Raw genomic sequence first — 26,628 nt, 5'->3', positions numbered from 1 at the left:
AGGCTCCCCGGTTACTTGCGCGTTTATCCCAGTGACGACAAAACCCCACAGCCTAAGGCTGCGGGGTATGGGATTCTCGTCCAGTTATGCCTTCTCGACCTGACTGAACTCTAGCTCTACCGGAGTAGAGCGACCGAAAATGAGCACAGCCACCTGAATACGGCTCTTTTCGTAGTTAACTTCTTCTACCGTGCCATTAAAATCAGCGAATGGACCGTCAGTAACACGAACCACTTCACCCGGCTCAAACAGTGTCTTGGGCTTAGGCTTATCACTGCCGTCAGCGACGCGACGCAGAATCGCCTCCGCTTCCTTATCAGTAATAGGAGCCGGCTTATCGGCAGTACCACCGATAAAGCCCATCACACGAGGGGTGTCCTTGACCAAGTGCCAAGTACCCTCATTCATATCCATCTGAACCAGCACATAGCCTGGAAAGAATTTACGCTCGCTTTTGCGCTTCTGGCCGTTACGCATCTCAACCACTTCTTCAGTGGGAACCAGAATTTCGCCGAAGCCATCTTCCATGCCAGCCAGCTTCACACGCTCGATCAACGAGCGCATTACATGCTTCTCGTAACCCGAGTAAGCATGCACAACGTACCAACGCTTAGCCACGGGACACCCTTAGCCAACAATCAAGGAAACAAGCCAGCCGAGCAGGGAATCTAGCCCCCACAACAGCAACGCCATAACCAGAACCACAGCCACAACAATCAAAGTGGTTTGCGTGGTTTCTTGGCGAGTAGGCCATACGACTTTACGAATCTCAGTGCGCGCTTCCTTAACCAGCACAAAGAACGACTTGCCCTTTGCAGTTTGCAGACCAACAAAGGCAGCAACAGCAGCAATAGCAAGCAGCGCTAGGACACGGTACAGGATCGGCGAAGCAGAGTAGTACTGATTGCCAACAACACCAACAATCACCAAAGCGACCACAACGAGCCACTTGAGCAGATCGAAGCGAGAGCCTTGAGCTTCAGCTTTAGGAGTCATCTATGAAGATCCTGTGAAAAGAAAGCCAGACACATTGAGTGAATCTGGCAGGTCAGGAGGGAATCGAACCCCCAACCTACGGTTTTGGAGACCGTCGCTCTGCCAATTGAGCTACTGACCTAAAAACAAAATCAGGCCGACCATTATGTCGGCCCGATGGAGATATTTCAAGAGCTTATTCGATGACTTTGGCTACGACACCGGCGCCGACGGTACGACCGCCTTCACGGATAGCGAAACGCAGACCATCTTCCATCGCGATGGTTTTGATCAGAGTGACAGTCATCTGGATGTTGTCACCTGGCATTACCATTTCAACGCCTTCTGGCAGCTCGCAGTTACCAGTCACGTCAGTAGTACGGAAGTAGAACTGTGGACGGTAGCCTTTGAAGAACGGAGTATGACGGCCGCCTTCTTCTTTGCTCAGAACGTAAACTTCAGCGGTGAACTTGGTGTGAGGCTTAACAGTGCCTGGCTTAACCAGAACCTGACCACGCTCAACGTCGTCACGCTTGGTACCACGCAGCAGAACGCCGCAGTTCTCACCAGCACGACCTTCGTCGAGCAGTTTGCGGAACATTTCAACGCCGGTGCAGGTAGTTTTCTGAGTATCGCGCAGACCAACGATCTCAACTTCTTCCTGGATGCGAACGATACCACGCTCAACACGGCCAGTTACCACGGTGCCACGACCGGAGATCGAGAATACGTCTTCGATTGGCATCAGGAACGGCTTGTCGATAGCACGCTCTGGCTCTGGGATGTAGGTGTCCAGAGTTTCTACCAGACGCTTAACGGCGGTGGTACCCATTTCGTTGTCGTCTTGGCCGTTCAGAGCCATCAGAGCCGAACCGATGATGATCGGAGTGTCGTCACCTGGGAAGTCGTAAGTGCTCAGCAGATCGCGCACTTCCATCTCAACCAGTTCCAGCAGCTCAGCGTCGTCAACCATGTCAGCCTTGTTCAGGAAGACAACGATGTACGGAACGCCTACCTGACGGGACAGCAGGATGTGCTCACGAGTTTGCGGCATCGGACCATCGGCAGCCGAGCAAACCAGGATCGCGCCGTCCATCTGGGCAGCACCGGTGATCATGTTTTTGACGTAGTCGGCGTGACCTGGGCAGTCAACGTGCGCGTAGTGACGAATGTGCGAATCGTACTCTACGTGCGCAGTGTTGATGGTGATACCACGAGCCTTTTCTTCTGGGGCGCTGTCGATCTTGTCGAAGTCAACACGAGCCGAACCGAAAACTTCGGAGCAAACGCGAGTCAGAGCAGCAGTCAGAGTGGTTTTACCGTGGTCAACGTGACCGATAGTACCCACGTTAACGTGCGGCTTATTACGTTCGAACTTTTCCTTAGCCATCGAAATCACCCCTAGGAGAAGAATTAAGCAACTCACACAAGCCATTAAAACAAAGGCAGATATTTTCATATCTGCCTTGTTATATGGAGCTCTTGAGCGGATTTGAACCGCTGACCTCACCCTTACCAAGGGTGTGCTCTACCAACTGAGCTACAAGAGCAAAACACTTTGCAAAATCCGCAAACTTGGAGCGGGTAGCGGGAATCGAACCCGCATCATCAGCTTGGAAGGCTGAGGTTCTACCACTAAACTATACCCGCGGAGCCTGCAGCTCTCGCTAAATCTGGTGGAGGGGGAAGGATTCGAACCTTCGAAGTCGTAGACGTCAGATTTACAGTCTGATCCCTTTGGCCGCTCGGGAACCCCTCCTAAGCGAGGCAGCATTCTATACTATGCCACCCTTCTGTCAAGCATTTTCTCAATTAAATCTTGAGGTTAGCTGCGTTGACCTAACTCTTTAGCTTCAACCTCAAGAGGTCTTCACTGCGGAGCGGGCGCCATTCTATGCAACCTATTCGACAGTTGCAACCCCCTCACACGGCATTATTTTATGTTTTAACTCATTGAATTCCTTAGCAAGGCTCAGCAACTGAGGATCATCCACTAGATGCTTGCTTTCAGGAGATATGCGCAACCAAAAACCTGATGAACCAGGGGCATTCAAAGCCTGCAATTTGACCTCGACACCCAACTCACCGAGACGCCGCTCAAGCCCCTGAGCCGACTCTCGACGCACAAAGCCGCCCAGATACAGACAACCTGCCTCCGCATCCGCCACCCGCCCCTTATCACGTCGCTCGACCGCGTCAGTAGACTCGCTCAGCAGTCGAATATCCTGCTGGGATCCTCGATAAAGTGAGAGCGGCATCACTTCTTTTGCCCGAAGCGGGGCCTCCTGCTGATGCCAGACGTAGTAGAAAACATTGAGTACCAATAACAGCAGAAACAACCAACGCATAAACACCTCACGACAGCGGACGCGCCACAGCCAATCCAATTAGCGCTAGCCAGAGCTCAAGAGTCGTCGCGCAACCTCAAACTAAGCTCTCCACCGCTATATACCTTTTCCTCGCCCCCCACCTTAAGGCGCAGCCCTCCCTGGCGATCAACTCCCAGAACGACCCCATCAACTTTAGTTACACCTGCTATCAGAGACACTGCGCGCCCCTGCCATAGGTGGTTTTGCTCCCACTCATGCTGGATAGCTGAAAACCCCTGCAAGCGATGACGCTCCAGATAAGCAGCCAGAACCTCGCCCAGACGAGCGACAAGCTGATTTCGATCCATGATCTTGCCAGACTCGAGCCTTACCGAAGTCCATTCCTGATCGACCTCCTCAGAATCTTGCATGTTCACATTGATCCCAACACCAATGACGACATGACATACATCTGCAGGATCACCCACCAACTCAAGAAGTATTCCAGCAATCTTTTTCTGACCGACCAAGACATCATTTGGCCATTTCAGCCCCGCACCTGGAACGCCACAGCCTCGAAGAGCCTGCATCACAGCCAGGCCCACAACCAGACTGAGCCCCTCCAACTGCCGCATACCACCATCAACTCGCAACACAAGGCTGTAGTAAATGTTCTCAGCGAAGGGACTGACCCACTTACGACCGCGCCGACCGCGCCCCGCTGTTTGTCGCTCAGCTAGAACCAGGAAGGGAGCAACACATCCACGCTCGATCGAGCGCAGCGCCTCGGCGTTTGTCGAGTCCAGAAAATCAAAAACCTGGACCGCCCAGGGGGCATCGGGAGAAAGACGATTAATTTTCTCTGCGCTTAACAAAGTAATTGGGGAGGCCAGTCGGTAACCACGACCTCGCACCTTATGAATATCGAGCCCCAACTCCGCCTCAAGAAGCTGTAATTGCTTCCATATAGCACTACGAGTAACACCCAACGCACACCCAAGGGCTTGCCCTGAGTGAAATTGCCCATCCTTAAGAAGCTCTAACAACGTCGACATGCAAGCTCCGCCTTACAATGAGGCTGGAATGATAGCTATGCCCCAAGCCATTGCATAGAAATCACCGTAGGCAAAGGGCATCAGAGGGAGATCGAAGCACTGGCAGCCGCAGCCGAGCGGTCATGGCCGGCTGCAGCAGCGCAGCTTTTCTGCAGCGCAAAAACAAAACCCCAACTGCTTTCGCAATTGGGGTTTCGGAATTTAATCTTGACGATGACCTACTCTCACATGGGGAAACCCCACACTACCATCGGCGATGCATCGTTTCACTTCTGAGTTCGGGATGGGATCAGGTGGTTCCAACGCTCTATGGTCGTCAAGAAATTCGGTAGCCAGTCCGTTGCTTGTGCAACGTGCCAGCGAATGGGTATGTAATAGATTTGTGTGTTTGCAAACTTTCGGTTCGTTTCGTCTTCACACACCGCAACTCGCTTCTTAAGCAAATTGCTTGGGTGTTATATGGTCAAGCCTCACGGGCAATTAGTATTGGTTAGCTCAACGCCTCACAGCGCTTACACACCCAACCTATCAACGTCGTAGTCTTCGACGACCCTTTAGGGGATTCAAGATCCCAGTGAGATCTCATCTTGAGGCAAGTTTCCCGCTTAGATGCTTTCAGCGGTTATCTTTTCCGAACATAGCTACCCGGCAATGCCACTGGCGTGACAACCGGAACACCAGAGGTTCGTCCACTCCGGTCCTCTCGTACTAGGAGCAGCCCCTCTCAAATCTCAAACGTCCACGGCAGATAGGGACCGAACTGTCTCACGACGTTCTAAACCCAGCTCGCGTACCACTTTAAATGGCGAACAGCCATACCCTTGGGACCGGCTTCAGCCCCAGGATGTGATGAGCCGACATCGAGGTGCCAAACACCGCCGTCGATATGAACTCTTGGGCGGTATCAGCCTGTTATCCCCGGAGTACCTTTTATCCGTTGAGCGATGGCCCTTCCATACAGAACCACCGGATCACTAAGACCTACTTTCGTACCTGCTCGACGTGTCTGTCTCGCAGTCAAGCGCGCTTTTGCCTTTATACTCTACGACCGATTTCCGACCGGTCTGAGCGCACCTTCGTACTCCTCCGTTACTCTTTAGGAGGAGACCGCCCCAGTCAAACTACCCACCATACACTGTCCTCGATCCGGATAACGGACCTGAGTTAGAACCTCAAAGTTGCCAGGGTGGTATTTCAAGGATGGCTCCACGCAAACTGGCGTTCACGCTTCAAAGCCTCCCACCTATCCTACACAAGCAAATTCAAAGTCCAGTGCAAAGCTATAGTAAAGGTTCACGGGGTCTTTCCGTCTAGCCGCGGATACACTGCATCTTCACAGCGATTTCAATTTCACTGAGTCTCGGGTGGAGACAGCGCCGCCATCGTTACGCCATTCGTGCAGGTCGGAACTTACCCGACAAGGAATTTCGCTACCTTAGGACCGTTATAGTTACGGCCGCCGTTTACCGGGGCTTCGATCAAGAGCTTCGCGTTAGCTAACCCCATCAATTAACCTTCCGGCACCGGGCAGGCGTCACACCCTATACGTCCACTTTCGTGTTTGCAGAGTGCTGTGTTTTTAATAAACAGTCGCAGCGGCCTGGTATCTTCGACCGGCATGAGCTTACGGAGCAAGTCCTTCACCCTCACCGGCGCACCTTCTCCCGAAGTTACGGTGCCATTTTGCCTAGTTCCTTCACCCGAGTTCTCTCAAGCGCCTTGGTATTCTCTACCCAACCACCTGTGTCGGTTTGGGGTACGGTTCCTAGTTATCTGAAGCTTAGAAGCTTTTCTTGGAAGCATGGCATCAACCACTTCGTCACCTAAAAGGTAACTCGTCATCAGCTCTCGGCCTTAGAACCCCGGATTTACCTAAGATTCCAGCCTACCACCTTAAACTTGGACAACCAACGCCAAGCTGGCCTAGCCTTCTCCGTCCCTCCATCGCAATAACTAGAAGTACAGGAATATTAACCTGTTTTCCATCGACTACGCTTTTCAGCCTCGCCTTAGGGACCGACTAACCCTGCGTCGATTAACGTTGCGCAGGAAACCTTGGTCTTTCGGCGTGGGTGTTTTTCACACCCATTGTCGTTACTCATGTCAGCATTCGCACTTCTGATACCTCCAGCAAGCTTCTCAACTCACCTTCACAGGCTTACAGAACGCTCCTCTACCGCATCACTTACGTGATACCCGTAGCTTCGGTGTATGGTTTGAGCCCCGTTACATCTTCCGCGCAGGCCGACTCGACTAGTGAGCTATTACGCTTTCTTTAAAGGGTGGCTGCTTCTAAGCCAACCTCCTAGCTGTCTAAGCCTTCCCACATCGTTTCCCACTTAACCATAACTTTGGGACCTTAGCTGACGGTCTGGGTTGTTTCCCTTTTCACGACGGACGTTAGCACCCGCCGTGTGTCTCCCATGCTCGGCACTTGTAGGTATTCGGAGTTTGCATCGGTTTGGTAAGTCGGGATGACCCCCTAGCCGAAACAGTGCTCTACCCCCTACAGTGATACATGAGGCGCTACCTAAATAGCTTTCGAGGAGAACCAGCTATCTCCGAGCTTGATTAGCCTTTCACTCCGATCCACAGGTCATCCGCTAACTTTTCAACGGTAGTCGGTTCGGTCCTCCAGTCAGTGTTACCTAACCTTCAACCTGCCCATGGATAGATCGCCCGGTTTCGGGTCTATTCCCAGCGACTAGACGCCCTATTAAGACTCGCTTTCGCTACGCCTCCCCTATTCGGTTAAGCTCGCCACTGAAAATAAGTCGCTGACCCATTATACAAAAGGTACGCAGTCACAGAACAAAGTCTGCTCCCACTGCTTGTACGCATACGGTTTCAGGATCTATTTCACTCCCCTCTCCGGGGTTCTTTTCGCCTTTCCCTCACGGTACTAGTTCACTATCGGTCAGTCAGTAGTATTTAGCCTTGGAGGATGGTCCCCCCATATTCAGACAAGGTTTCTCGTGCCCCGTCCTACTCGATTTCATGACTAAGAGATTTTCGCGTACAGGGCTATCACCCACTATGGCCGCACTTTCCAGAGCGTTCCGCTAATCTCAAAGCCACTTAAGGGCTAGTCCCCGTTCGCTCGCCACTACTAAGGGAATCTCGGTTGATTTCTTTTCCTCAGGGTACTTAGATGTTTCAGTTCCCCTGGTTCGCCTCTTGCACCTATGTATTCAGTACAAGATAACCATCTTATGATGGCTGGGTTCCCCCATTCAGAGATCTCCGGATCAAAGTCTGTTTGCCGACTCCCCGAAGCTTATCGCAGGCTACCACGTCTTTCATCGCCTCTGACTGCCAAGGCATCCACCGTATGCGCTTCTTCACTTGACCATATAACCCCAAGCAATCTGGTTATACTATGAAGACGACATTCGCCGAAAATTTGCAATTTAACTCACAAATTTTACCTTAGCCTGATCCGTTACCAGTGAAAGTAACGTTCAGTCTATCTTTCTATCACATACCCAAATTTTTAAAGAACGATCTAATCAAAAGACTAGAAATCAACATTCAATGTGAATGCTCATTTCTAAGCTTTCAGAAGCAGTTTATGGTGGAGCCAAGCGGGATCGAACCGCTGACCTCCTGCGTGCAAGGCAGGCGCTCTCCCAGCTGAGCTATGGCCCCATAACAAAATTGGTGGGTCTGGGCAGATTCGAACTGCCGACCTCACCCTTATCAGGGGTGCGCTCTAACCAACTGAGCTACAGACCCAATTTCGAGCTTGTAACTGTTAGCTTGGAGCTATCAGCTTGGAGCTTAAAGCTGCTTCTATCGTCTTCTTCAATGAATCAAGCAATTCGTGTGGGAGCTTATGAAGCAGCTGATGTCGTCGATTAAGGAGGTGATCCAGCCGCAGGTTCCCCTACGGCTACCTTGTTACGACTTCACCCCAGTCATGAATCACACCGTGGTAACCGTCCCCCCGAAGGTTAGACTAGCTACTTCTGGTGCAACCCACTCCCATGGTGTGACGGGCGGTGTGTACAAGGCCCGGGAACGTATTCACCGCGACATTCTGATTCGCGATTACTAGCGATTCCGACTTCACGCAGTCGAGTTGCAGACTGCGATCCGGACTACGATCGGTTTTATGGGATTAGCTCCACCTCGCGGCTTGGCAACCCTTTGTACCGACCATTGTAGCACGTGTGTAGCCCAGGCCGTAAGGGCCATGATGACTTGACGTCATCCCCACCTTCCTCCGGTTTGTCACCGGCAGTCTCCTTAGAGTGCCCACCATAACGTGCTGGTAACTAAGGACAAGGGTTGCGCTCGTTACGGGACTTAACCCAACATCTCACGACACGAGCTGACGACAGCCATGCAGCACCTGTCTCAATGCTCCCGAAGGCACCAATCCATCTCTGGAAAGTTCATTGGATGTCAAGGCCTGGTAAGGTTCTTCGCGTTGCTTCGAATTAAACCACATGCTCCACCGCTTGTGCGGGCCCCCGTCAATTCATTTGAGTTTTAACCTTGCGGCCGTACTCCCCAGGCGGTCAACTTAATGCGTTAGCTGCGCCACTAAGAGCTCAAGGCTCCCAACGGCTAGTTGACATCGTTTACGGCGTGGACTACCAGGGTATCTAATCCTGTTTGCTCCCCACGCTTTCGCACCTCAGTGTCAGTATCAGTCCAGGTGGTCGCCTTCGCCACTGGTGTTCCTTCCTATATCTACGCATTTCACCGCTACACAGGAAATTCCACCACCCTCTACCATACTCTAGCTTGCCAGTTTTGGATGCAGTTCCCAGGTTGAGCCCGGGGCTTTCACATCCAACTTAACAAACCACCTACGCGCGCTTTACGCCCAGTAATTCCGATTAACGCTTGCACCCTCTGTATTACCGCGGCTGCTGGCACAGAGTTAGCCGGTGCTTATTCTGTCGGTAACGTCAAAATACTCACGTATTAGGTAAGTACCCTTCCTCCCAACTTAAAGTGCTTTACAATCCGAAGACCTTCTTCACACACGCGGCATGGCTGGATCAGGCTTTCGCCCATTGTCCAATATTCCCCACTGCTGCCTCCCGTAGGAGTCTGGACCGTGTCTCAGTTCCAGTGTGACTGATCATCCTCTCAGACCAGTTACGGATCGTAGCCTTGGTGAGCCATTACCTCACCAACTAGCTAATCCGACCTAGGCTCATCTGATAGCGTGAGGTCCGAAGATCCCCCACTTTCTCCCGTAGGACGTATGCGGTATTAGCGCCCGTTTCCGGACGTTATCCCCCACTACCAGGCAGATTCCTAGGCATTACTCACCCGTCCGCCGCTCGCCACCAGGTACAAGTACCCGTGCTGCCGCTCGACTTGCATGTGTTAGGCCTGCCGCCAGCGTTCAATCTGAGCCATGATCAAACTCTTCAGTTCAAACATCTTTGGGTTTTGAGAAAACCCTAAACTTGGCTCAGCAATCGTTGGTTACATCTTTGATTTCTCGCGGAGTAACTTGTGATGCTGATAATCTTTTTGACTATCAGTCTGACTCCACAAGCACCCACACGAATTGCTTGATTCAGTTGTTAAAGAGCGATTGGTTAAGATCTTTCGTCTCAACCGAGGCGCGCATTCTACAGCAGCCTCATTTACTGTCAAGCGATTTTTTAAGAAGCTTTTGAAGATTTCCTCAACAACTTCAACCACTTGCGCTTTCGATCTCTCGTTAGCGGGAGGCGAATTCTACAGCGTTACACGCTGCTGTCAACACCTCTTTTTAACCGCTTTCGATCGAGACGATCGAATCGTTAACAAGGCGAAAACACACTGCCTTACTAACTGCTTCTGGCTTCGATGAGCTGAAGCGTAACCGCTGCCGAAAACCGCGTAACTCGTTGAATCTCAAGGAGTTTTCCGTTTCGACTGCGCCGGAAGTGGGGCGAATTATAGAGACATATAACTCGCCGTCAACACCTATTTTCTGTTTTATTCGGATTTGAGCGTAATGCGCGCAAATACCTTCTTGCCGGCCTGACAAACATGCGTCGCGCCCAATACATATATAAAGGTGCGATCAACAACTTCGCCATCCACGCGCACACCACCAGAACCCAGAAGGTCACGCGCCACTGCTGCGTTCTTAACCAGCCCAGCTTTATTAAGGACAGCAGCAATCGGCATATCCTCAGTGGCCGTCAGCTCGATCTCTGGCAGATCCTCTGGCAGCTCGCCATCCTTCATGCGGTTGCCCGCAGCACGATGAGCACTTGCAGCCGCCTCCTCACCATGGAAGCGCGCAACAATTTCCTCAGCCAGCTTGATCTTGATGTCACGCGGATTCGCACCCGCCTCGACATCAGCGCGGAATGCATCGATTTCTTCCATCGAACGGAAGCTGAGCAGCTCGAAATAACGCCACATCAACGCATCAGGAATGGAAACCAACTTGCCATACATAACCCCTGGCGCTTCCTGGATACCCACGTAGTTGCCCAAGGACTTGGACATCTTCTTGACCCCATCCAACCCTTCAAGCAACGGCATGGTCAGGATGCATTGCGCCTCTTGACCATAACCGCGCTGCAGCTCACGCCCCATCAACAGGTTGAACTTCTGATCGGTACCACCCAGCTCGACATCAGCACGCAGCGCAACCGAGTCGTACCCCTGAACCAGCGGATACAAAAACTCATGGATAGCGATCGGCTGATTGGTCGAGTAGCGCTTATCGAAGTCATCGCGCTCGAGCATGCGCGCAACCGTGTATTGAGAAGTCAGACGAATGAAGTCCGCCGGCCCCATCTTGTCCATCCAAGTCGAGTTGAAAGCCACCTCAGTCTTGGCTGGATCAAGAATCTTGAAGACCTGGCTTTTATAGGTCTCGGCATTTTCCAGAACCTGCTCGCGAGTCAACGGCGGACGAGTGGCACTCTTGCCGCTTGGATCACCGATCATCCCGGTAAAGTCGCCAATCAGGAAGATCACTTGATGACCCAGATCCTGAAATTGACGCAGCTTATTGATAAGCACGGTATGCCCAAGGTGCAAATCCGGCGCAGTCGGATCGAAGCCGGCCTTGATACGCAGCGGCACGCCACGCTTGAGCTTCTCGATCAACTCGGACTCGACCAACAACTCTTCCGCACCACGCTTGATCAGCGCTAGCTGCTCTTCAACCGACTTCATAACAGACCCGCAAGGCTCAGATTCAAAAGGGAACCAACCATACAAGATCACGGACTAATTACAAGTTTTGCCCGGCGTACGGGTGCATTCAGAGAACAGAGTGTCCGCGCGCTTGCGTCACAGATGATTTGGTTATATTTTATACAGTTATTTCATCTTCATCATGTCATTCATCTTTTCCATTTCATCTTTTCAAAGTCAAATTACCTATGACCACCGAACCGTCTAAAGCGCCACCGCTTTATCCGAAGAGCCACCTGCTCGCCGCAAGCGGCATAGCAGCCCTTCTAAGTCTGGCTCTGCTGGTATTCCCTTCCAGTGATGTTGAAGCCAAAAAAACCACCTTGAGCCTTGATCTGGAAAGCCCGATCGAGCAACTCACACAAGATCAAGACGCTGCATCTACGGAACAAGCCACAACTGAAGCAGTAGCCTCACCTTTCGCACAGATCGAAAACACCCCGGAAGACACCACGGAAACCGCAGAAAGCAAGCCTGCGCCCGCCGTCGTGGAAGAAGCAAAAGCTCCAGGCCACAGAGAAGTAACAGTCACCAAGGGCGACACCCTGTCCACGCTGTTCGAGAAGGTTGGCCTGCCCGCCACCTCGGTGCACGAAATACTGGCTAGCGACAAGCAAGCCAAACAGTTTTCTCAGCTCAAACATGGCCAGAAGCTGGAGTTCGAACTGACTCCAGACGGCCAGTTGAACAACCTGCACACAAAAGTCAGCGACCTGGAAACCATCACGCTGACCAAGGGCCCCAAAGGCTTTACCTTCAACCGAGTGATCACCAAGCCAGTAGTGCGCTCAGCCTACGTTCACGGCGTGATCAACAGTTCGCTTTCACAGTCTGCAGCCCGTGCCGGCCTGTCCCATAGCCTGACCATGGATATGGCGAGCATTTTCGGCTACGACATCGACTTCGCTCAGGACATTCGCCAGGGTGACGAGTTTGACGTGATCTATGAGCAGAGGGTGGCCAACGGCAAAGTGGTCGGGACCGGCAATATCCTCTCCGCGCGTTTCACCAACCGTGGCAAAACCTACACCGCAGTGCGCTACACCAACAAACAAGGCTCAAGCAGCTACTACACCGCAGACGGCAACAGCATGCGCAAGGCGTTCATCCGCACGCCAGTGGACTTTGCCCGCATCAGCTCACGCTTCTCCATGGGGCGCAAGCATCCAATCCTGAACAAGATCCGCGCTCACAAGGGCGTCGACTATGCCGCTCCGCGGGGTACCCCCATCAAGGCCGCCGGCGACGGCAAGGTCCTGCTGGCAGGTCGCCGCGGCGGTTACGGTAACACCGTGATCATCCAGCACGGCAATACCTACCGCACGCTGTATGGCCACATGCAAGGCTTCGCCAAAGGTGTCAAGACCGGCGGCTCGGTGAAGCAGGGGCAGGTCATTGGCTATATCGGCACCACAGGCCTGTCCACCGGCCCACACTTGCATTACGAGTTTCAGGTCAATGGCGTCCACGTAGACCCGCTGGGCCAGAAACTGCCAATGGCCGACCCGATCGCCAAGGCAGAACGTGCTCGTTTCCTCCAGCAGAGCCAGCCTCTGATGGCTCGAATGGAGCAGGAAAAGGCCACGATGCTGGCCTCGAGCAAGCGCTGAACCATGGCGCGCTATATAGGAGTCATGTCCGGAACCAGCCTTGATGGCCTGGACATCGCCCTGATCGAGCAGGATCCGGCGATCAGACTGATCGCCACCCACTACATCCCCATGCCAGAGTCCCTGCGCGCCGAGCTGTTGAGCTTGTGCGCCAGCGGCCCAGACGAGATCGCCCGCTCCGCCATGGCCCAGCAGCATTGGGTCAAGCTGGCTGCCCAGGGCATCCATAGCCTTCTGCAACAGCAACAACTGCAAGCTGAGGACATTCGCGCCATTGGCAGTCACGGCCAGACAGTACGTCATGAACCGAGCCGCGGTTTTACTGTGCAGATTGGCAACCCGGCACTGCTTGCAGAGCTCACCGGCATTAGCGTCGTCAGTGACTTTCGCAGCCGCGATGTAGCCGCCGGCGGCCAAGGGGCGCCACTAGTCCCGGCCTTCCACGAAGCCCTGTTCGAACGGCGTACAGGAAACCGCGCAGTTCTGAACATTGGCGGCTTCAGCAACCTGAGCCTGATCGAGACGGACAAACCGGTGACCGGCTTCGATTGCGGCCCAGGCAATGTACTGCTCGACACCTGGATACAGGATCAACGCGCAGAAACCTTTGACCGCAACGGCCAGTGGGCAGCCAGCGGCCAGCTCGACCAGTCCTTATTGACAACCCTGCTCAGCGACCCGTTCTTCGCTACCCAGGGGCCGAAGAGCACAGGGCGCGAAGTATTCAATCTGCAGTGGCTGCAACGGCAGCTGGCACAGCACCCTCCGCTTCCCGCCGAAGATGTGCAAGCCACCCTGCTGGAACTGACCGCACTGACCATCGTTCACTCGCTGCAGGCGGCACAGAGCGACACCCAGGAGCTTCTGGTCTGTGGCGGCGGCGCCCACAACAATGCCCTGATGCAGCGCCTCGCGGCCCTGCTGCCCGGGACACGGGTGAGCAGCACCGCTGTATATGGCGTGGATCCCGACTGGGTCGAGGCCATGGCCTTCGCCTGGCTGGCCCATTGCTGCATGGAAGGCATTGCCGCCAACCGCCCCAGCGTTACCGGCGCCCGCGGCCTGCGGATACTGGGCGCTATCTACCCTGCTTGAACACCAGACAGCAAAACGCCGCAGGATCGTCAGACCCTGCGGCGCTAGGCGAATGGCTTTGAGCGATCGATCAGATCGAAAACGATGACCCGCAACCACAGGTAGTGGTGGCATTGGGGTTTTTGATCACGAAACGCGAACCTTCCAGGCCTTCCTGGTAGTCCACCTCAGCACCGGCCAAGTACTGGAAACTCATGGGGTCTACCACCAGGCTCACACCCTCGCGCTCAACGATGGTGTCATCCTCGGCCACTTCCTCATCAAAAGTGAAACCGTACTGAAACCCCGAACAACCGCCGCCCGTAACGAATACGCGCAGCTTCAAGCGATCATTACCCTCTTCGTCGACCAGGGTCTTCACCTTGTGCGCTGCACCTTGAGTGAATTGCAAAGCCGTGGGGGTGAAGGATTCAACGCTCATGCTGACTATCTCCCGGCGTTAAGCCGCCATACTGCGTAATGACGCGCATTATCCGCTTCTCCTAGAAAAGCGGTCAACTATTGTTACGGTATATCAATAGTCGTACAGCTACCCGCATAACGCACAAAGGCCCGTCAGACGGGCCTTTGTGTTCAACGCTAAAACGGCCTTAAGGCAGCATGCCCGCGTGGGACAGCCCCAGACGCTCATCCAGGCCAAAGAGGATGTTGAGGTTTTGCACCGCCTGGCCCGAAGCGCCCTTGACCAGGTTGTCGATGACCGACAGCACCACCACCAGATCACCGTCCTGCGGACGATGCACCGCGATCCGGCACACGTTGGCGCCACGCACGCTACGGGTTTCAGGATGACTGCCCGCTGGCATCACATCGACAAAGGGTTCGTTGGCATAGCGCTTCTCGAACAACGCCTGCAAATCAACCGAACGGTCAACCACCGTCGAGTAGAGCGTGGAGTGAATACCGCGAATCATCGGCGTCAAATGCGGAACGAAGGTCAGACCTACATCCTTGCCCGCCGCCCGACGCAAGCCCTGGCGGATTTCCGGCAAGTGACGATGCCCTTTGACCGCGTAGGCCTTCATGCTCTCAGAGGTTTCCGAGTACAGCGAACCCACGCTGGCGCCACGGCCGGCGCCGCTGACACCCGACTTGCAGTCGGCGATCAGACGCGACGCATCAGCCAGCCCCGCTTCCAGCAGCGGCAGGAAGCCCAGCTGGGTAGCGGTTGGATAGCAGCCCGGAACAGCGATCAGCCGAGCCTTCTTGATCTGCTCGCGGTTGACTTCCGGCAAGCCGTAGACCGCCTCATCCAGCAGTTCGGGAGCGCCGTGGGGCTGGCCGTACCACTTGGCCCACTCATCGGCATCCTGCAAACGGAAGTCCGCCGACAGGTCGATGACCTTGGTTCCCGCCGCCAGCAACTCCCCGGCCAGGGCATGGGCTACCCCGTGAGGCGTGGCGAAGAACACCACATCGCAAGCCCCCAGGGTCTTGATGTCCGGCACGCTGAAGGCCAGGCCGTCATAGTGACCGCGCAGGTTCGGATACATGTCGGCGACGGCCAGGCCGGCTTCGGATCGCGAAGTGATGACCTCCACTCGCGCTTGCGGATGCTGTGCCAACAGACGCAGCAGTTCGACACCGGTGTAACCCGTGCCGCCGACGATACCGACCTTGACCATAAACCTGCCCTCAACGAACCCACTGGAAAGCTGCCGATAATAGGGGCGGCGCGCCCCTGCGACAACCGTCAAGGTGACGTGCGGCCGCTCTACCCTCTACTATCTTCGCCACCGTGAATCTGGGAATAACTAAAAATGCTCTATCTATGGCTCAAAGCCTTTCATATCGTCAGCGTGGTCTGCTGGTTTGCCGGCCTGTTCTACCTGCCACGCCTGTTCGTCTATCACGCCCAAAGCGAAGACAGCGTCAGCCGCGAGCGCTTCTGCCTGATGGAGCGCAAGCTGTACCGCTTCATCATGGGCCCGGCGATGATCGCGGCGCTGATCTTCGGCATCTGGCTGATCAGCCTCAACCCCAGCGCCTACTTCGGCCAGGGCGGCTGGATGCACGCCAAGCTGACCCTGGTGGTGATCCTGATCGGCTATCACCACATGTGCGGCGCTCAAGTGAAACGCTTCGCCCGTGGCGAGAACACCCGCAGCCATGTCTTTTATCGCTGGTTCAATGAAGTACCTGTTCTGCTATTGCTGGCTATCGTAATTTTGGTCGTTGTCAGGCCGTTCTAACACTGACTAGTCACTTGCCTGGGGGTACTCCAATGTCACTGCCCGTTCTGCTCGAGCAACACCTGCACCTGCCCCTGGTGGCGGCGCCGATGTTCCTGATCTCCAACCCCGAACTGGTCCTGGCCTGCTGTCGCAATGGCGTGGTCGGCAGCTTCCCGGCCCTGAACCAGCGCGAAAGCAGTGGCTTCAAGGCCTGGCTCGAAGAGATCGAGGCGGGGCTGGACAAATTGGAGAACCCTGCCCCCTACGCGGTAAACCTGATCGTGCACAACAGCAATCCGCGCCTGCAGGCGGATCTGCAGATCTGCATCGAACACCAGGTGCCGATCGTCATCACCAGCCTGGGAGCGGTCAAGGAGGTCGTGGACGCCGTACACAGCTACGGCGGCCTGGTGTTCCATGACGTGACCACGCGCCGGCACGCGGAGAAAGCCGCAGAAGCCGGAGTCGATGGACTGATCGCCGTCGCCGCAGGGGCCGGCGGCCATGCTGGCACCTGGAGCCCCTTCGCCCTCATCGCCGAAATCCGCCAGTTCTTCGACAAGACCCTGCTGCTGGCCGGCTGCCTGAACCGCGGCCACGAGATTCTCGCCGCTCAATTGCTCGGTGCCGACCTGGCGTATCTGGGTACACGCTTTATCGGCACCCGCGAAAGTCACGCACCGGACGCCTACAAGGAGATGCTGCTCAGCTCCCGCGCTGCGGACATCGTGCACACCGCCGCCGTGTCCGGGGTGCCCGCCAGTTTCATGCGCCAAAGCCTGGAGAATGCCGGTTTCGACCTGGCTGCCCTGCAGGGCAAGGGTGAAATCAATTTCGGTTCCAAGCTCAAGCCCATCAGCGACGAGGCCAAGGCCTGGAAAACCGTATGGTCAGCCGGCCAAGGCGTAGGCGAAATCGACGACCTGCCCAGCGTCGATCAATTGATCGCCCGCCTGGACAGCGAATACCAGGCCGCCCAGGCACGCGCCGCGCAGTTGGGCAATCGCTGGCCACGTTAACCCGTTCTCATTGTTTTTTGGCCAGCGGGGGGGCGCTGGCCTTAAACTAGCCGCCTTTTATGTAAGCCTTCTTTTCAAAAGACAGGGATGCCCCCCATGAGCGAAACTCGCTACAAGATTGTTTTCGACGGCGCGCTGCTGCCCGGCGTCGAGAAGTCCACCGCCCAACTGAACCTGGCCGAACTGTTCAAAAGCGATGCTGCCGCAGTGGAGCGTCTGTTCAGCGGCCAACGGGTAGAGCTCAAACGCGATCTGACCCAAGCGGATGCCCAGCGCTACCTGGAAGCCCTGAAAAACGCCGGCATCGATGCCCGTATCGAAGCTGAACAGGCACTGGACCTGAACCTGGACGCGGTCACCCATGCCCCGAGCCCGGCGCCGATCAGCGAGTCACCCTACGCGCCTCCCCAAGCCACGGTCGGCGAAGCTCTGCCGCAATACGCCACACTCAATGTCTTCAGCTTCGAAGGCCGCATCGGTCGCCTGCGCTACCTGGCCTGGACCCTGGTCCTGACGGTCGCGATGCTGGCCGTGGTCGGAGTCGGTGCGTTCTTCGGCATTCTTTCCGCTGCTGTGCTCAACTCCACGCTCCTCACTGGAGTGGGGATCGTCGGCGGCATCGTGGTGTTCATCGGTTTCATCGTCGTCAGCATCCAGATCAGCGTGCAGCGCCTGCATGACCTGGGCTGGTCCGGCTGGCTGTGGCTGCTGAACTTCGTGCCAATCGTCGGCAGCATCTTCCCCCTGGTGCTGATGGTCAGCCCGGGCAGCAACGTCGCCAACCGCTACGGCGCCCCACCACCGCCCAATACCACCGCGGTCAAGGTCCTGTCGTGGATGTGGGTGGTACTGATCGTGGCATTGATCGTTGGCATGGTGGCCGGTGGCCTGAGTTCTCTGGAAGATCGCTACAGCGAGACCAGCTACAGCGAAAGCGTGGACTCCGGCAGCGTTGACGAAGATGCTGAACCCGCCGACAGCGCCGCGGCCCCTGTAGAATCCGAGCAAGAATAAACGCGTCCGAGCCTGCGACCCTTCCTGTCGCAGGCGACCGGCCGTTGCGATGGAGAAATGCATGACCCGTTACGCTCTGATCACCGGCGCTTCCAGCGGCATAGGCCTGGCCCTGGCCGAAGCACTGGCCCGGCGTGGGCGCAACCTGCTTCTGGTGGCCCGCCAGCGTGATCAGCTGGAAAGCATCGCCCTGGAGTTGACCCAACGTTTTGGTGTCGAAGTGCTGTTTCGCGCCTGCGACCTGGGGGAGCCCTTGCGCCTGTCCGGCTTCCTGCTGGAACTGGAGGAAGGCGAGCGTCAGATCGATCTGCTGGTCAACTGCGCCGGCATCGGCACCTGCGGCCCCTTCCTGGCCCAGGACTGGATGACCGAACAGGACCTGATCGAGGTCAACATCCTCGCCCTGACCCGCCTGTGTCATGCCCTGGGTAACAGCATGGCGCTGCTGGGCGGCGGACAGATTCTCAACGTCGCCTCGGTAGCCGCCTTCTATCCGGGCCCGTGGATGAGCACCTACTACGCCAGCAAGGCCTATGTTCTGCACTTTTCCGAGGGCCTGCGCGAAGAACTGAAGAAATGCGCCGTCAAGGTCTCGGTGCTGTGCCCCGGTCCGACTCGCACGGGCTTTTTCCGCACGGCACAAATGGACACTCAAAGGCTCAACGACAGCAAACTGCTCATGAGCCCCGAGGAAGTGGCCCTGTACGCGGTCCGCGCGCTGGAGAAGAACCGCGCCATCATCATTCCCGGCCGCCTGAACCGCTGGATGGCTTTCAGCAGCCGCCTCGGCTCGCGCTGGCTGACCCGCAAGATCGTCGGTTACGTCAATCGGGCCTATTGCCCACGTTAGATGCCGGGCTGGGCGCACAGGATGAGCCTGAGTACACTCAGCCCGGACCAACCCAATGGAGAAACAGCTGTGGATACTCTGTTCACCAAGATCATCAACAGAGAAATACCCGCGAAGATCATCTACGAGGACGACCAGGTTCTGGCCTTCCACGACATCGCCCCGCAAGCGCCGGTGCACTTCCTGGTGATTCCGAAAAAGCCCATCCGCACCCTCAACGACCTCACCGAGGACGACAAGGCCCTGGCCGGGCATATTCTGTTCACCGCCCAGCGACTGGCCAAGGAACAAGGCTGTGAAGACGGCTTCCGGGTGGTGATGAACTGCAATGAGCTGGGCGGACAGACCGTCTACCACATTCACATGCATGTGCTGGGTCAACGTCAGATGAACTGGCCTCCGGGCTGATTGCCCCACCCACGCCCCCCCCTGCACGGCGCCCTCTCGTCCGGTCTGCGACGAGGGTGCGCTGATCCAGCGCAGTTTTCGCCCCATCGATTAGAGTAAACTGGCCGCCGTGATTCTTCCCGGAGATAAGCATGACTACCCAACGTCACTACTCGCCGATTGACCGCCTGCTGCTGCAGGCCGATATGGCCATGCGCACGCTGTTGCCGTTCAGTGGCCAACCTTATCGCCCGTCGCCGGCCATCGTGCAGCCGGAAGCGCAGATGAGTGACGAGGACACCCGGCATGTTGCCGGCCTGATGCGCATCAACCACACCGGGGAAGTCTGTGCCCAGGCGCTGTACCAGGGCCAGGCGCTGACCGCCAAGCTGCCCCAGGTACGCCAGGCCATGGAGCATGCCGCCGAAGAAGAGATCGACCACCTGGCCTGGTGCGAACAGCGCATCCGTCAGCTGGGCAGCCATCCCAGTGTGCTCAATCCATTGTTCTACGGCCTGTCGTTCGGCATCGGCGCAGCGGCCGGCCTGATCAGCGACAAGGTCAGCCTGGGTTTCGTCGCTGCCACTGAAGATCAGGTCTGCAAACACCTGAACGAGCACCTGGAACAGCTCCCGGCCGAGGACGAAAAGTCCCGAGCCATTCTCGAGCAGATGCGGATCGACGAAGAACACCACGCCGAAACCGCCCTTGAAGCCGGCGGCTTTCGCTTCCCGGCACCGGTCAAGTTCGGCATGAGCCTGTTGGCCAAGGTCATGACCAAAAGCACCTACCGGATCTGACCCCGCTACTGCCGCTGACAAAAAAGGGCGCTCCATGAGCGCCCTTTGCTTTGCCCGAAACAATCGACGCCAATCAGCCGAGCTCGACGATTTCGTAATCGTGAGTGATGGCCACGCCAGCGGCGCCGAGCATGATCGAGGCCGAGCAGTATTTCTCGGCCGACAGCTCGATAGCGCGCTTGACCTGGGCTTCTTTCAGGCCCCGCCCCTTGACCACGAAGTGCATGTGAATCTTGGTGAAGACCTTGGGATCTTCGGTCGCGCGTTCGGCGTCAAGGAAGGCCTCACAACTTTCCACAGCCTGGCGCGATTTCTTCAGAATGCTGACCACATCGAAGTTGCTGCAACCGCCCACGCCCAACAGGAGCATTTCCATGGGGCGAACACCCAGATTACGTCCACCGGCTTCTGGTGGGCCGTCCATCACCACGACATGACCGCTGCCCGACTCACCGAGGAACATGGCTTCGCCAGCCCATTGGATGCGTGCCTTCATCGCCAAGACTCCACTGCTAAAAAAGGGTCGCCAGCTTAGCACAGGGTTTTGCCCGGGCCGCGCTTTGCCCGCTGTAGGCCTATTGCCGATCCTTACCAAGAAAAATCTTAAATCCGCTTAGGATGTGTCTGTTAAGCTGACGCCAAATGAATGGCGCATCGCCAGCGTCAAACAGCTTCGCTGTTCGCCCCATAACAAACACCTCATACCGTGCAGTCTTTTCGGGATACAACCATGGTTGCTATTGCCCCCACCTCCAGGATCAAAAATCTCGACAAGTTGCTGATGCACTGTCAACGCCGCCGGTACCAGGCCAAGAGCAACATCATCTGCGCCGGCGACGTGTCCGACAGCCTGTACTTCATCATCAAGGGTTCGGTGACCATCCTCATCGAAGACGACGACGGCCGGGAGATGATCATTGCCTACCTCAACGCCGGGGACTTCTTCGGCGAGCTTGGGCTGTTCGAAGAGGCCGGGCAGGAGCAGCAACGCAGCGCCTGGGTGCGCGCCAAGGTGGAATGTGAAGTGGCGGAAATCAGCTATGCCAAGTTCCGAGAGCTGTCGCAGATCGATCCGGACATTCTGTACGTGCTGAGCGGGCAGATCGCCCAGCGCCTGCGCAACACCACGCGCAAGGTCGGCGATCTGGCGTTCTTCGATGTGACCGGACGGGTTGCCCGCTGCTTGCTGGAGCTGTGCAAGCAACCGGATGCCATGACCCATCCGGACGGCATGCAGATCAAGATCACCCGCCAGGAGATCGGCCGGATCGTCGGCTGTTCACGGGAGATGGTCGGCCGCGTCCTCAAGGACCTGGAAGAACGCAATCTGGTTCACGTCAAAGGCAAGACCATGGTGGTGTTCGGCACCCGCTAACCCGGCAGAAAGCCCTTGAGCATCTCGCGGTAGAGACTGTCCAGCCGGCCGATGGCATCGGGGGCGGCAAAAGCCTCATGCAAGGCGATATGGCTTTCGGCCCGGCAACGCTGCTCCAGTCCACAGGCCTGATTGAAGCTATTGACCGCTTCCACCATCGAGGCGCGCTCGTTATCCAGCAACAAGGCTCCGTGTACCAGCCCCACCGGCCGCTGCCCGCCCTTGCTCTGGCGCCAGCGCTGGGCAGTGCCGACCAGTTTGCGACCGTCCAGATTGACGTTGAAGCGCCCATCGCAAAAGGCACCGTCCACCTCTCCCAACGACGGATTGCCTCCCAGCTCAGTGAGCAGGTCGCAAATCGGTTGGCACAAGCGTCGATAGGCCGTTTCAATCCGCCCCTGATCCCCCTCGCTACGCGGCGGCGCGTAGACCAGCGCAATGTTCACCGTGGCCGCCGACTGCGGCACCGGCTCGCCACCGGTTTCCCGCAGCAACACCGGCCAGCCATTGGCAGCCGACACCTGGCAAGCCTGCTCGAATCCGGGCAGGCGGCTCAGGCGCCGCGGCATCACCAGCGCCCGGTCACTGGGTTGCCAGAACAGCAGGCCAAACTCCTGCTCTGTGGCACACACCTGAGCCAGCAGATCCTGCTCGGCCTGCAGGCCGGCTTCGACGGTCAAGGCAAGGGGTTGAGTCATGACAGGGAAAGTCCTTGGCAGTGGATATGAAAAAGCCGGCATCGCCGGCTTGTTCAGTGTTTCAGGTTCAGTCCAGGGTCGAACCGCTGACCGGGACGCCTCGTTCAGGGAAGAACAGGCGTTGCAGCTCGCTGCCCGGACTTTCGGCGCGCATGAACGCCTCGCCCACCAGGAACGAATAGACGTTGCTGATTTCCATCAGCTCAACATCGGCACGATTGAGAATGCCACTCTCGGTAATCACCAGGCGGTCGCGGGGAATCCGCGGCAGCAGGTCGAGGGTGGTTTCCAGGTCGACATCGAAGGTGTGCAGGTTGCGGTTGTTGATCCCCACCAACGGCGTGTCGAGAGTTTTCAGTGCCCGCTCCAGCTCATCGCCATCGTGCACTTCCACCAGCACATCCAGGCCAACGCCTTTGGCCACCGCGGCCAGCTCGGCCATTCGCGCGTCATCCAGCGCGGCGACGATCAGCAGCACACAGTCGGCCCCCAGGGCACGGGCTTCGACGATCTGATAGGGATCGATCATGAAATCCTTGCGGATAACCGGCAACTTGCTGGCAGCCCGAGCCTGTTGCAGGTAAGCATCGGCGCCCTGGAAAAAGTCGACGTCGGTGAGCACCGACAGGCAGGTGGCGCCGCCCTTCTCATAACTCCTGGCAATGTCCGCCGGCACAAAGTTCTCGCGGATCACACCTTTGCTGGGGGATGCCTTCTTGATCTCGGCGATCACCGCCGGTTGCTTGAGCTTGGCCTGCTCCTGCAGAGCCTTGGCGAAGCCACGCGGGGCATCGGCGGCTCGCGCCAGGGTTTCCAGCTCGGCCAGGCTGACACGCGCGCTACGCTCGGCAACCTCCTGCACCTTGCGGGCGAGGATCTTTTCCAGAACAGTCGGCACACTCATCCTTCATTCTCCTGCTTGAACACCGCGGTAAAGGCGCCCAGTTCCTCAAGCTTTTCCCGGGCCAGGCCCGTGTGCAAGGCATCGTGAGCCAGGGCCACGCCCTCTTTCAGGCTGCTGGCATGATCCGCGGCATACAGCGCCGCACCGGCATTGAGCACAATCATTTCGGCGGCCTTCTGGCCATGCTCGGTCTTGCGTCGTCCCAGGGCATCGCGAATCAGCTCCAGGGACGCCGCCGGGCTCTCCACCACCAGGCCAAACAGGCTCTGGCTCTTCATGCCCAGGTCCTCGGGCTGCACCCAGTACTCGCTGATCTGGTCATTCTTCAGCTCGGCCACATAGGTCGGTGCAGCCAGGCTGAACTCGTCCAGGCCATCCTGGGAGTGCACCACCAGCACATGCTTGCTGCCCAGTCGTTGCAAAACCTCGGCCAATGGCCGGCACAGCGCCTGGGTGAACACGCCCACCACCTGATGTTTCACGCCGGCCGGATTCGTAAGCGGGCCAAGCATGTTGAACAGGGTGCGCAGACCAAGGTCGCGACGCGGGCCAGCGGCATATTTCATGGCGCCGTGATGAGACTGGGCAAACATGAAGCCGATACCGACGTTGTCGATGCAGCGAGCCACCTGGACCGGCGTCAGGTTCAGGTAGACCCCGGCCGACTCCAGCAGGTCGGCACTGCCGCTCTTGCCGGACACCGCGCGATTGCCATGCTTGGCGACCGTGCAGCCGGCCGCCGCCACCACAAAAGAAGAAGCCGTGGACACATTGAAAATGTTCGCACCGTCACCGCCGGTGCCTACCACATCCACCACACCGTCGAGGGTCTTGAGCTCGACCTTGTCCGCCAACTCGCGCATCACCGACACCGCGCCGACGATTTCGTCGATGCTTTCGCTTTTCATGCGCATGGCCATCATGAAGGCACCAATCTGCGCATCGGTGCATTGACCGGTCATGATCTCGCGCATCACATCGCGCATCTCGTCGGTGCTCAGGTCCAGATGGCCGACAATACGGCTCAGGGCAGTCTTGATATCCATGAAAAGTCCTTAGCGCGTGCCGCCGCTCTGTTTGAGGAAGTTGGCGAACAGCTCGTGGCCCTGCTCGGTGAGAATAGACTCGGGGTGAAATTGCACACCCTCGATATTCAATGTCTTGTGGCGCAGCCCCATGATCTCGTCGACGGAACCGTCTTCCAGTTGAGTCCAGGCAGTGACTTCGAGGCAGTCGGGCAGGCTGTCCCGCTTGACCACCAGCGAGTGGTAGCGGGTCACCGTCAGCGGCAGGTTCAGGCCGCTGAATACCCCCAGGTCACGATGGAACACCGGGCTGGTCTTGCCGTGCATCACTTGCCGGGCACGTACCACCTGGCCGCCAAAGGCCTGGCCGATGGACTGGTGACCCAGGCACACGCCGAGAATCGGCAGCTTGCCGGCGAAATGCTTGATCGCCTCGATGGAGATACCGGCTTCGGTGGGTGTGCAAGGACCGGGCGAAACCACGATGCGCTCAGGCTTGAGCGCCTCGATTTCAGCCACGGTCAGCTCGTCATTGCGCACCACCTTGACCTCGGCACCCAACTCGCCCAGGTACTGGACGACGTTATAGGTGAAGGAGTCGTAGTTATCGATCATCAGCAACATAGTGGAAACTCCTCAAGCCTTGGATGCGGGGGTTTGTTCAGCCAGTGCCACGGCACGGAACATTGCGCGACGCTTGTTCAGCGTCTCTTCCCACTCCAGGGTCGGCACCGAGTCGGCAACAATCCCGCCGCCGGCCTGTACATGCAGCTCACCGTTCTTGATCACCGCGGTGCGAATGGCAATCGCGGTGTCCATGTTGCCGTTCCAGGCGAAATAACCCACGGCGCCGCCGTAGATGCCGCGCTTGACCGGTTCCAGTTCGTCGATGATTTCCATGGCCCGGATCTTCGGCGCCCCGGACAACGTCCCCGCCGGCAGGATCGCCCGCAGGGCATCCATCGCTGTCAGCCCGGCCTTCAATTGACCGGTGACGTTGGAGACGATGTGCATCACGTTGGAATAACGCTCGATGACCATCTTCTCGGTGAGCTTCACGCTACCGATTTCGGATACGCGACCGGTGTCGTTGCGCCCCAGGTCGATCAGCATCAGGTGCTCGGCAATTTCCTTGTCGTCCGACAGCAGGTCCTGTTCCAGGGCCAGGTCGGCTTCCTCGGTAGCGCCCCGCGGACGGGTGCCGGCAATCGGCCGCACGGTAATCAGGTTGTCCTCGACCCGCACCAGCACCTCCGGCGAACTGCCCACGACATGGAAGTCACCGAAGTTGAAGAAGTACATGTAAGGCGTCGGGTTGAAGCAGCGCAGCGCCCGGTACAGGTCGATGGGCGCGGCCGAAAAATCGATGGACATGCGCTGGGACGGCACCACCTGCATGCAGTCACCGGCCAGGATGTACTCCTTGATAGTGTCCACCGCGCGCTCATAGTCGCCCTGGGTGAAGCTGGAGCGGAACACCGGCTCCGCCGCCGACTGCTTGCTGAAATCCAGCCCGGGGCGTGGGGTGATCGGCTGGCGCAGCTGTGCCAGCAACTCCTGCAGACGCGCCTGGCCGGCTTCGAACGCATTGTCCTGGCTCGGATCGGCCAGCACGATGGCGTGCATCTTGCCCGCCAGGTTGTCGAACACCACCACTGCATCGGAAACCATCAGCAGGATATCCGGCACGCCGATCGGATCCGGATTCGGGCACTGGCCCAAGCGCGGCTCGACATAACGCACGCAGTCATAACCGAAGTACCCCACCAGGCCGCCGTTGAAACGCGGCAGGCCGGCGATGGTCGGTACGTTGTAGCGGGCTTTGAATTCCTCGACGAAGGCCAGTGGATCGGCCACTTCATGGCTTTCGATCTCGATCCCGTCATGGGTCACGCTGACCCGGTGCCCCTGCACACGCAATACGGTGCGGCACGGCAGGCCAATGATCGAATAGCGCCCCCACTTCTCGCCGCCCTGCACCGACTCCAGCAAGTAGGAGTTGGGCTGATCGGCCAGTTTCAGGTAGATCGACAGCGGCGTGTCGAAGTCGGCAAGGGTTTCGCAGGCCAGCGGGATACGGTTGTAACCGGCTGCGGCCAAACGCAGGAATTCTTCGCGAATCATGGGATGCCTCGTGGCTTGAGGGTCTAACAGTCAGGTATGCAAAC

At 57.1% G+C, this 26,628-nt stretch carries 23 protein-coding genes, 6 tRNA genes and 3 rRNA genes; 9 read left to right on the top strand and 23 right to left on the bottom strand.

Annotation, left to right across the window (positions count from 1 at the left end; translation table 11 throughout):
- Positions 1-84: 84 nt before the first annotated feature.
- The 15 genes from nusG to tyrS all read right to left on the bottom strand — a co-directional run bounded on the left by nusG (position 85) and on the right by tyrS (position 11,488).
- A complete protein-coding gene (gene nusG / locus ACMGG8_RS07120) occupies positions 85-618 on the bottom strand; it encodes a transcription termination/antitermination protein NusG (RefSeq protein ID WP_002555501.1) in 534 nt (177 codons plus the stop codon).
- A 9-nt stretch (positions 619-627) separates the two neighbouring features.
- Entirely contained in the window at positions 628-996 is a 369-nt protein-coding gene (gene secE, locus ACMGG8_RS07115) for a preprotein translocase subunit SecE (protein ID WP_016968680.1), read from the bottom strand.
- A gap of 45 nt (positions 997-1,041) precedes the next feature.
- A tRNA-Trp gene (locus ACMGG8_RS07110) sits at positions 1,042-1,117 on the bottom strand.
- 54 nt (positions 1,118-1,171) lie between these two features.
- Positions 1,172-2,365 (bottom strand): elongation factor Tu, encoded by a 1,194-nt coding sequence (gene tuf / locus ACMGG8_RS07105; RefSeq protein ID WP_060841339.1) that lies wholly within the window; start codon positions 2,363-2,365, stop codon positions 1,172-1,174.
- An 84-nt stretch (positions 2,366-2,449) separates the two neighbouring features.
- Positions 2,450-2,525: transfer RNA gene (locus ACMGG8_RS07100), tRNA-Thr, on the bottom strand.
- A 26-nt stretch (positions 2,526-2,551) separates the two neighbouring features.
- Positions 2,552-2,625: transfer RNA gene (locus tag ACMGG8_RS07095), tRNA-Gly, on the bottom strand.
- A 24-nt stretch (positions 2,626-2,649) separates the two neighbouring features.
- Positions 2,650-2,734 (bottom strand) — tRNA-Tyr (locus tag ACMGG8_RS07090).
- Positions 2,735-2,876: 142 nt separating this feature from the next.
- Positions 2,877-3,323, bottom strand: coding sequence for a hypothetical protein (locus ACMGG8_RS07085; protein WP_060841344.1), 447 nt, complete (start codon positions 3,321-3,323; stop codon positions 2,877-2,879).
- Positions 3,324-3,379: 56 nt separating this feature from the next.
- Positions 3,380-4,339, bottom strand: a complete 960-nt coding sequence (gene birA, locus ACMGG8_RS07080; protein ID WP_414159370.1) for a bifunctional biotin--[acetyl-CoA-carboxylase] ligase/biotin operon repressor BirA — start codon at positions 4,337-4,339, stop codon at positions 3,380-3,382.
- Between the two features lie 205 nt (positions 4,340-4,544).
- A 5S ribosomal RNA gene (gene rrf / locus ACMGG8_RS07075) occupies positions 4,545-4,660 on the bottom strand.
- Positions 4,661-4,798: 138 nt separating this feature from the next.
- Positions 4,799-7,690 (bottom strand): 23S ribosomal RNA (locus ACMGG8_RS07070).
- A 221-nt stretch (positions 7,691-7,911) separates the two neighbouring features.
- A tRNA-Ala gene (locus tag ACMGG8_RS07065) sits at positions 7,912-7,987 on the bottom strand.
- Positions 7,988-7,997: 10 nt separating this feature from the next.
- Positions 7,998-8,074, bottom strand: a tRNA-Ile gene (locus ACMGG8_RS07060).
- Between the two features lie 123 nt (positions 8,075-8,197).
- Positions 8,198-9,736: ribosomal RNA gene (locus ACMGG8_RS07055) — 16S ribosomal RNA — on the bottom strand.
- Together the 16S, 23S and 5S rRNA genes with 2 tRNA genes alongside form the textbook arrangement of a ribosomal RNA operon.
- A 552-nt stretch (positions 9,737-10,288) precedes the next feature.
- On the bottom strand, positions 10,289-11,488 hold the full coding sequence (gene tyrS / locus ACMGG8_RS07050; protein ID WP_414159369.1) for a tyrosine--tRNA ligase: 1,200 nt from the start codon (positions 11,486-11,488) through the stop codon (positions 10,289-10,291).
- Positions 11,489-11,697: 209 nt separating this feature from the next.
- On the opposite strand from tyrS, the gene ACMGG8_RS07045 reads away from it, so the two are divergent.
- Together ACMGG8_RS07045 and ACMGG8_RS07040 are read left to right on the top strand one after the other, a co-directional pair.
- Entirely contained in the window at positions 11,698-13,119 is a 1,422-nt protein-coding gene (locus tag ACMGG8_RS07045; RefSeq protein WP_060841347.1) for a peptidoglycan DD-metalloendopeptidase family protein, read from the top strand.
- A gap of 3 nt (positions 13,120-13,122) precedes the next feature.
- Positions 13,123-14,214, top strand: coding sequence for an anhydro-N-acetylmuramic acid kinase (locus ACMGG8_RS07040; protein ID WP_414159368.1), 1,092 nt, complete (start codon positions 13,123-13,125; stop codon positions 14,212-14,214).
- A 70-nt stretch (positions 14,215-14,284) separates the two neighbouring features.
- Here ACMGG8_RS07040 and erpA read toward each other — a convergent pair whose 3' ends face one another.
- Positions 14,285-14,635: an iron-sulfur cluster insertion protein ErpA gene (erpA, locus tag ACMGG8_RS07035; protein ID WP_011063789.1), complete on the bottom strand. Its 351-nt coding sequence runs from the start codon at positions 14,633-14,635 to the stop codon at positions 14,285-14,287.
- 169 nt (positions 14,636-14,804) lie between these two features.
- Complete coding sequence (gene argC, locus ACMGG8_RS07030) at positions 14,805-15,839, bottom strand: N-acetyl-gamma-glutamyl-phosphate reductase (protein ID WP_108545156.1); 1,035 nt, start codon at positions 15,837-15,839, stop codon at positions 14,805-14,807.
- Positions 15,840-15,974: 135 nt separating this feature from the next.
- On the opposite strand from argC, the gene hemJ reads away from it, so the two are divergent.
- From hemJ to coq7, 6 genes are all read left to right on the top strand, one after another.
- A complete protein-coding gene (gene hemJ / locus ACMGG8_RS07025; protein WP_060841350.1) occupies positions 15,975-16,406 on the top strand; it encodes a protoporphyrinogen oxidase HemJ in 432 nt (143 codons plus the stop codon).
- Between the two features lie 32 nt (positions 16,407-16,438).
- Positions 16,439-17,407, top strand: coding sequence for an NAD(P)H-dependent flavin oxidoreductase (locus ACMGG8_RS07020; RefSeq protein WP_414159367.1), 969 nt, complete (start codon positions 16,439-16,441; stop codon positions 17,405-17,407).
- Between the two features lie 96 nt (positions 17,408-17,503).
- On the top strand, positions 17,504-18,421 hold the full coding sequence (locus tag ACMGG8_RS07015; RefSeq protein ID WP_060841352.1) for a DUF805 domain-containing protein: 918 nt from the start codon (positions 17,504-17,506) through the stop codon (positions 18,419-18,421).
- Positions 18,422-18,482: 61 nt separating this feature from the next.
- The gene (locus tag ACMGG8_RS07010) at positions 18,483-19,271 is read left to right on the top strand and encodes an SDR family NAD(P)-dependent oxidoreductase (protein WP_060844779.1); all 789 of its coding nucleotides are present in this window, start codon (positions 18,483-18,485) and stop codon (positions 19,269-19,271) included.
- Positions 19,272-19,340: 69 nt separating this feature from the next.
- A complete protein-coding gene (locus ACMGG8_RS07005) occupies positions 19,341-19,679 on the top strand; it encodes a histidine triad nucleotide-binding protein (RefSeq protein WP_016963742.1) in 339 nt (112 codons plus the stop codon).
- A gap of 131 nt (positions 19,680-19,810) precedes the next feature.
- Positions 19,811-20,458 (top strand): 2-polyprenyl-3-methyl-6-methoxy-1,4-benzoquinone monooxygenase, encoded by a 648-nt coding sequence (gene coq7, locus ACMGG8_RS07000; protein ID WP_011063796.1) that lies wholly within the window; start codon positions 19,811-19,813, stop codon positions 20,456-20,458.
- Between the two features lie 73 nt (positions 20,459-20,531).
- On the opposite strand, the gene ACMGG8_RS06995 is transcribed toward coq7, so the two are convergent.
- Positions 20,532-20,954 carry an OsmC family protein gene (locus ACMGG8_RS06995; protein WP_009045862.1) on the bottom strand — a complete coding sequence of 141 codons (423 nt, stop codon included), beginning with the start codon at positions 20,952-20,954 and terminating at the stop codon, positions 20,532-20,534.
- Between the two features lie 234 nt (positions 20,955-21,188).
- Between ACMGG8_RS06995 and crp the strand changes: the two genes are divergently transcribed.
- On the top strand, positions 21,189-21,833 hold the full coding sequence (crp, locus tag ACMGG8_RS06990; RefSeq protein WP_060841354.1) for a cAMP-activated global transcriptional regulator CRP: 645 nt from the start codon (positions 21,189-21,191) through the stop codon (positions 21,831-21,833).
- Here the strand turns inward: crp and ACMGG8_RS06985 are convergent.
- The 5 genes from ACMGG8_RS06985 to trpE form a co-directional block, all read right to left on the bottom strand.
- Positions 21,830-22,531 (bottom strand): biotin/lipoate A/B protein ligase family protein, encoded by a 702-nt coding sequence (locus ACMGG8_RS06985; protein WP_060844781.1) that lies wholly within the window; start codon positions 22,529-22,531, stop codon positions 21,830-21,832. The two genes, crp and ACMGG8_RS06985, sit on opposite strands and share 4 nt — an antisense overlap.
- Positions 22,532-22,598: 67 nt before the next feature.
- The gene (gene trpC, locus ACMGG8_RS06980) at positions 22,599-23,435 is read right to left on the bottom strand and encodes an indole-3-glycerol phosphate synthase TrpC (protein WP_060841356.1); all 837 of its coding nucleotides are present in this window, start codon (positions 23,433-23,435) and stop codon (positions 22,599-22,601) included.
- Positions 23,432-24,481 (bottom strand): anthranilate phosphoribosyltransferase, encoded by a 1,050-nt coding sequence (gene trpD, locus ACMGG8_RS06975; RefSeq protein ID WP_414159366.1) that lies wholly within the window; start codon positions 24,479-24,481, stop codon positions 23,432-23,434. The genes trpC and trpD overlap by 4 nt, the downstream gene beginning before the upstream one ends.
- Before the next feature lie 9 nt (positions 24,482-24,490).
- Positions 24,491-25,084, bottom strand: a complete 594-nt coding sequence (locus ACMGG8_RS06970; RefSeq protein ID WP_060841357.1) for an aminodeoxychorismate/anthranilate synthase component II — start codon at positions 25,082-25,084, stop codon at positions 24,491-24,493.
- Between the two features lie 12 nt (positions 25,085-25,096).
- On the bottom strand, positions 25,097-26,584 hold the full coding sequence (trpE, locus tag ACMGG8_RS06965) for an anthranilate synthase component I (protein ID WP_060841358.1): 1,488 nt from the start codon (positions 26,582-26,584) through the stop codon (positions 25,097-25,099).
- Positions 26,585-26,628: the final 44 nt, after the last annotated feature.

It is taken from the genome of Pseudomonas sp. BNK-45, from assembly GCF_047456255.1.
Taxonomy (GTDB): Bacteria; Pseudomonadota; Gammaproteobacteria; order Pseudomonadales; family Pseudomonadaceae; genus Aquipseudomonas.
This window is presented reverse-complemented; position numbering and strand designations above follow the sequence as displayed.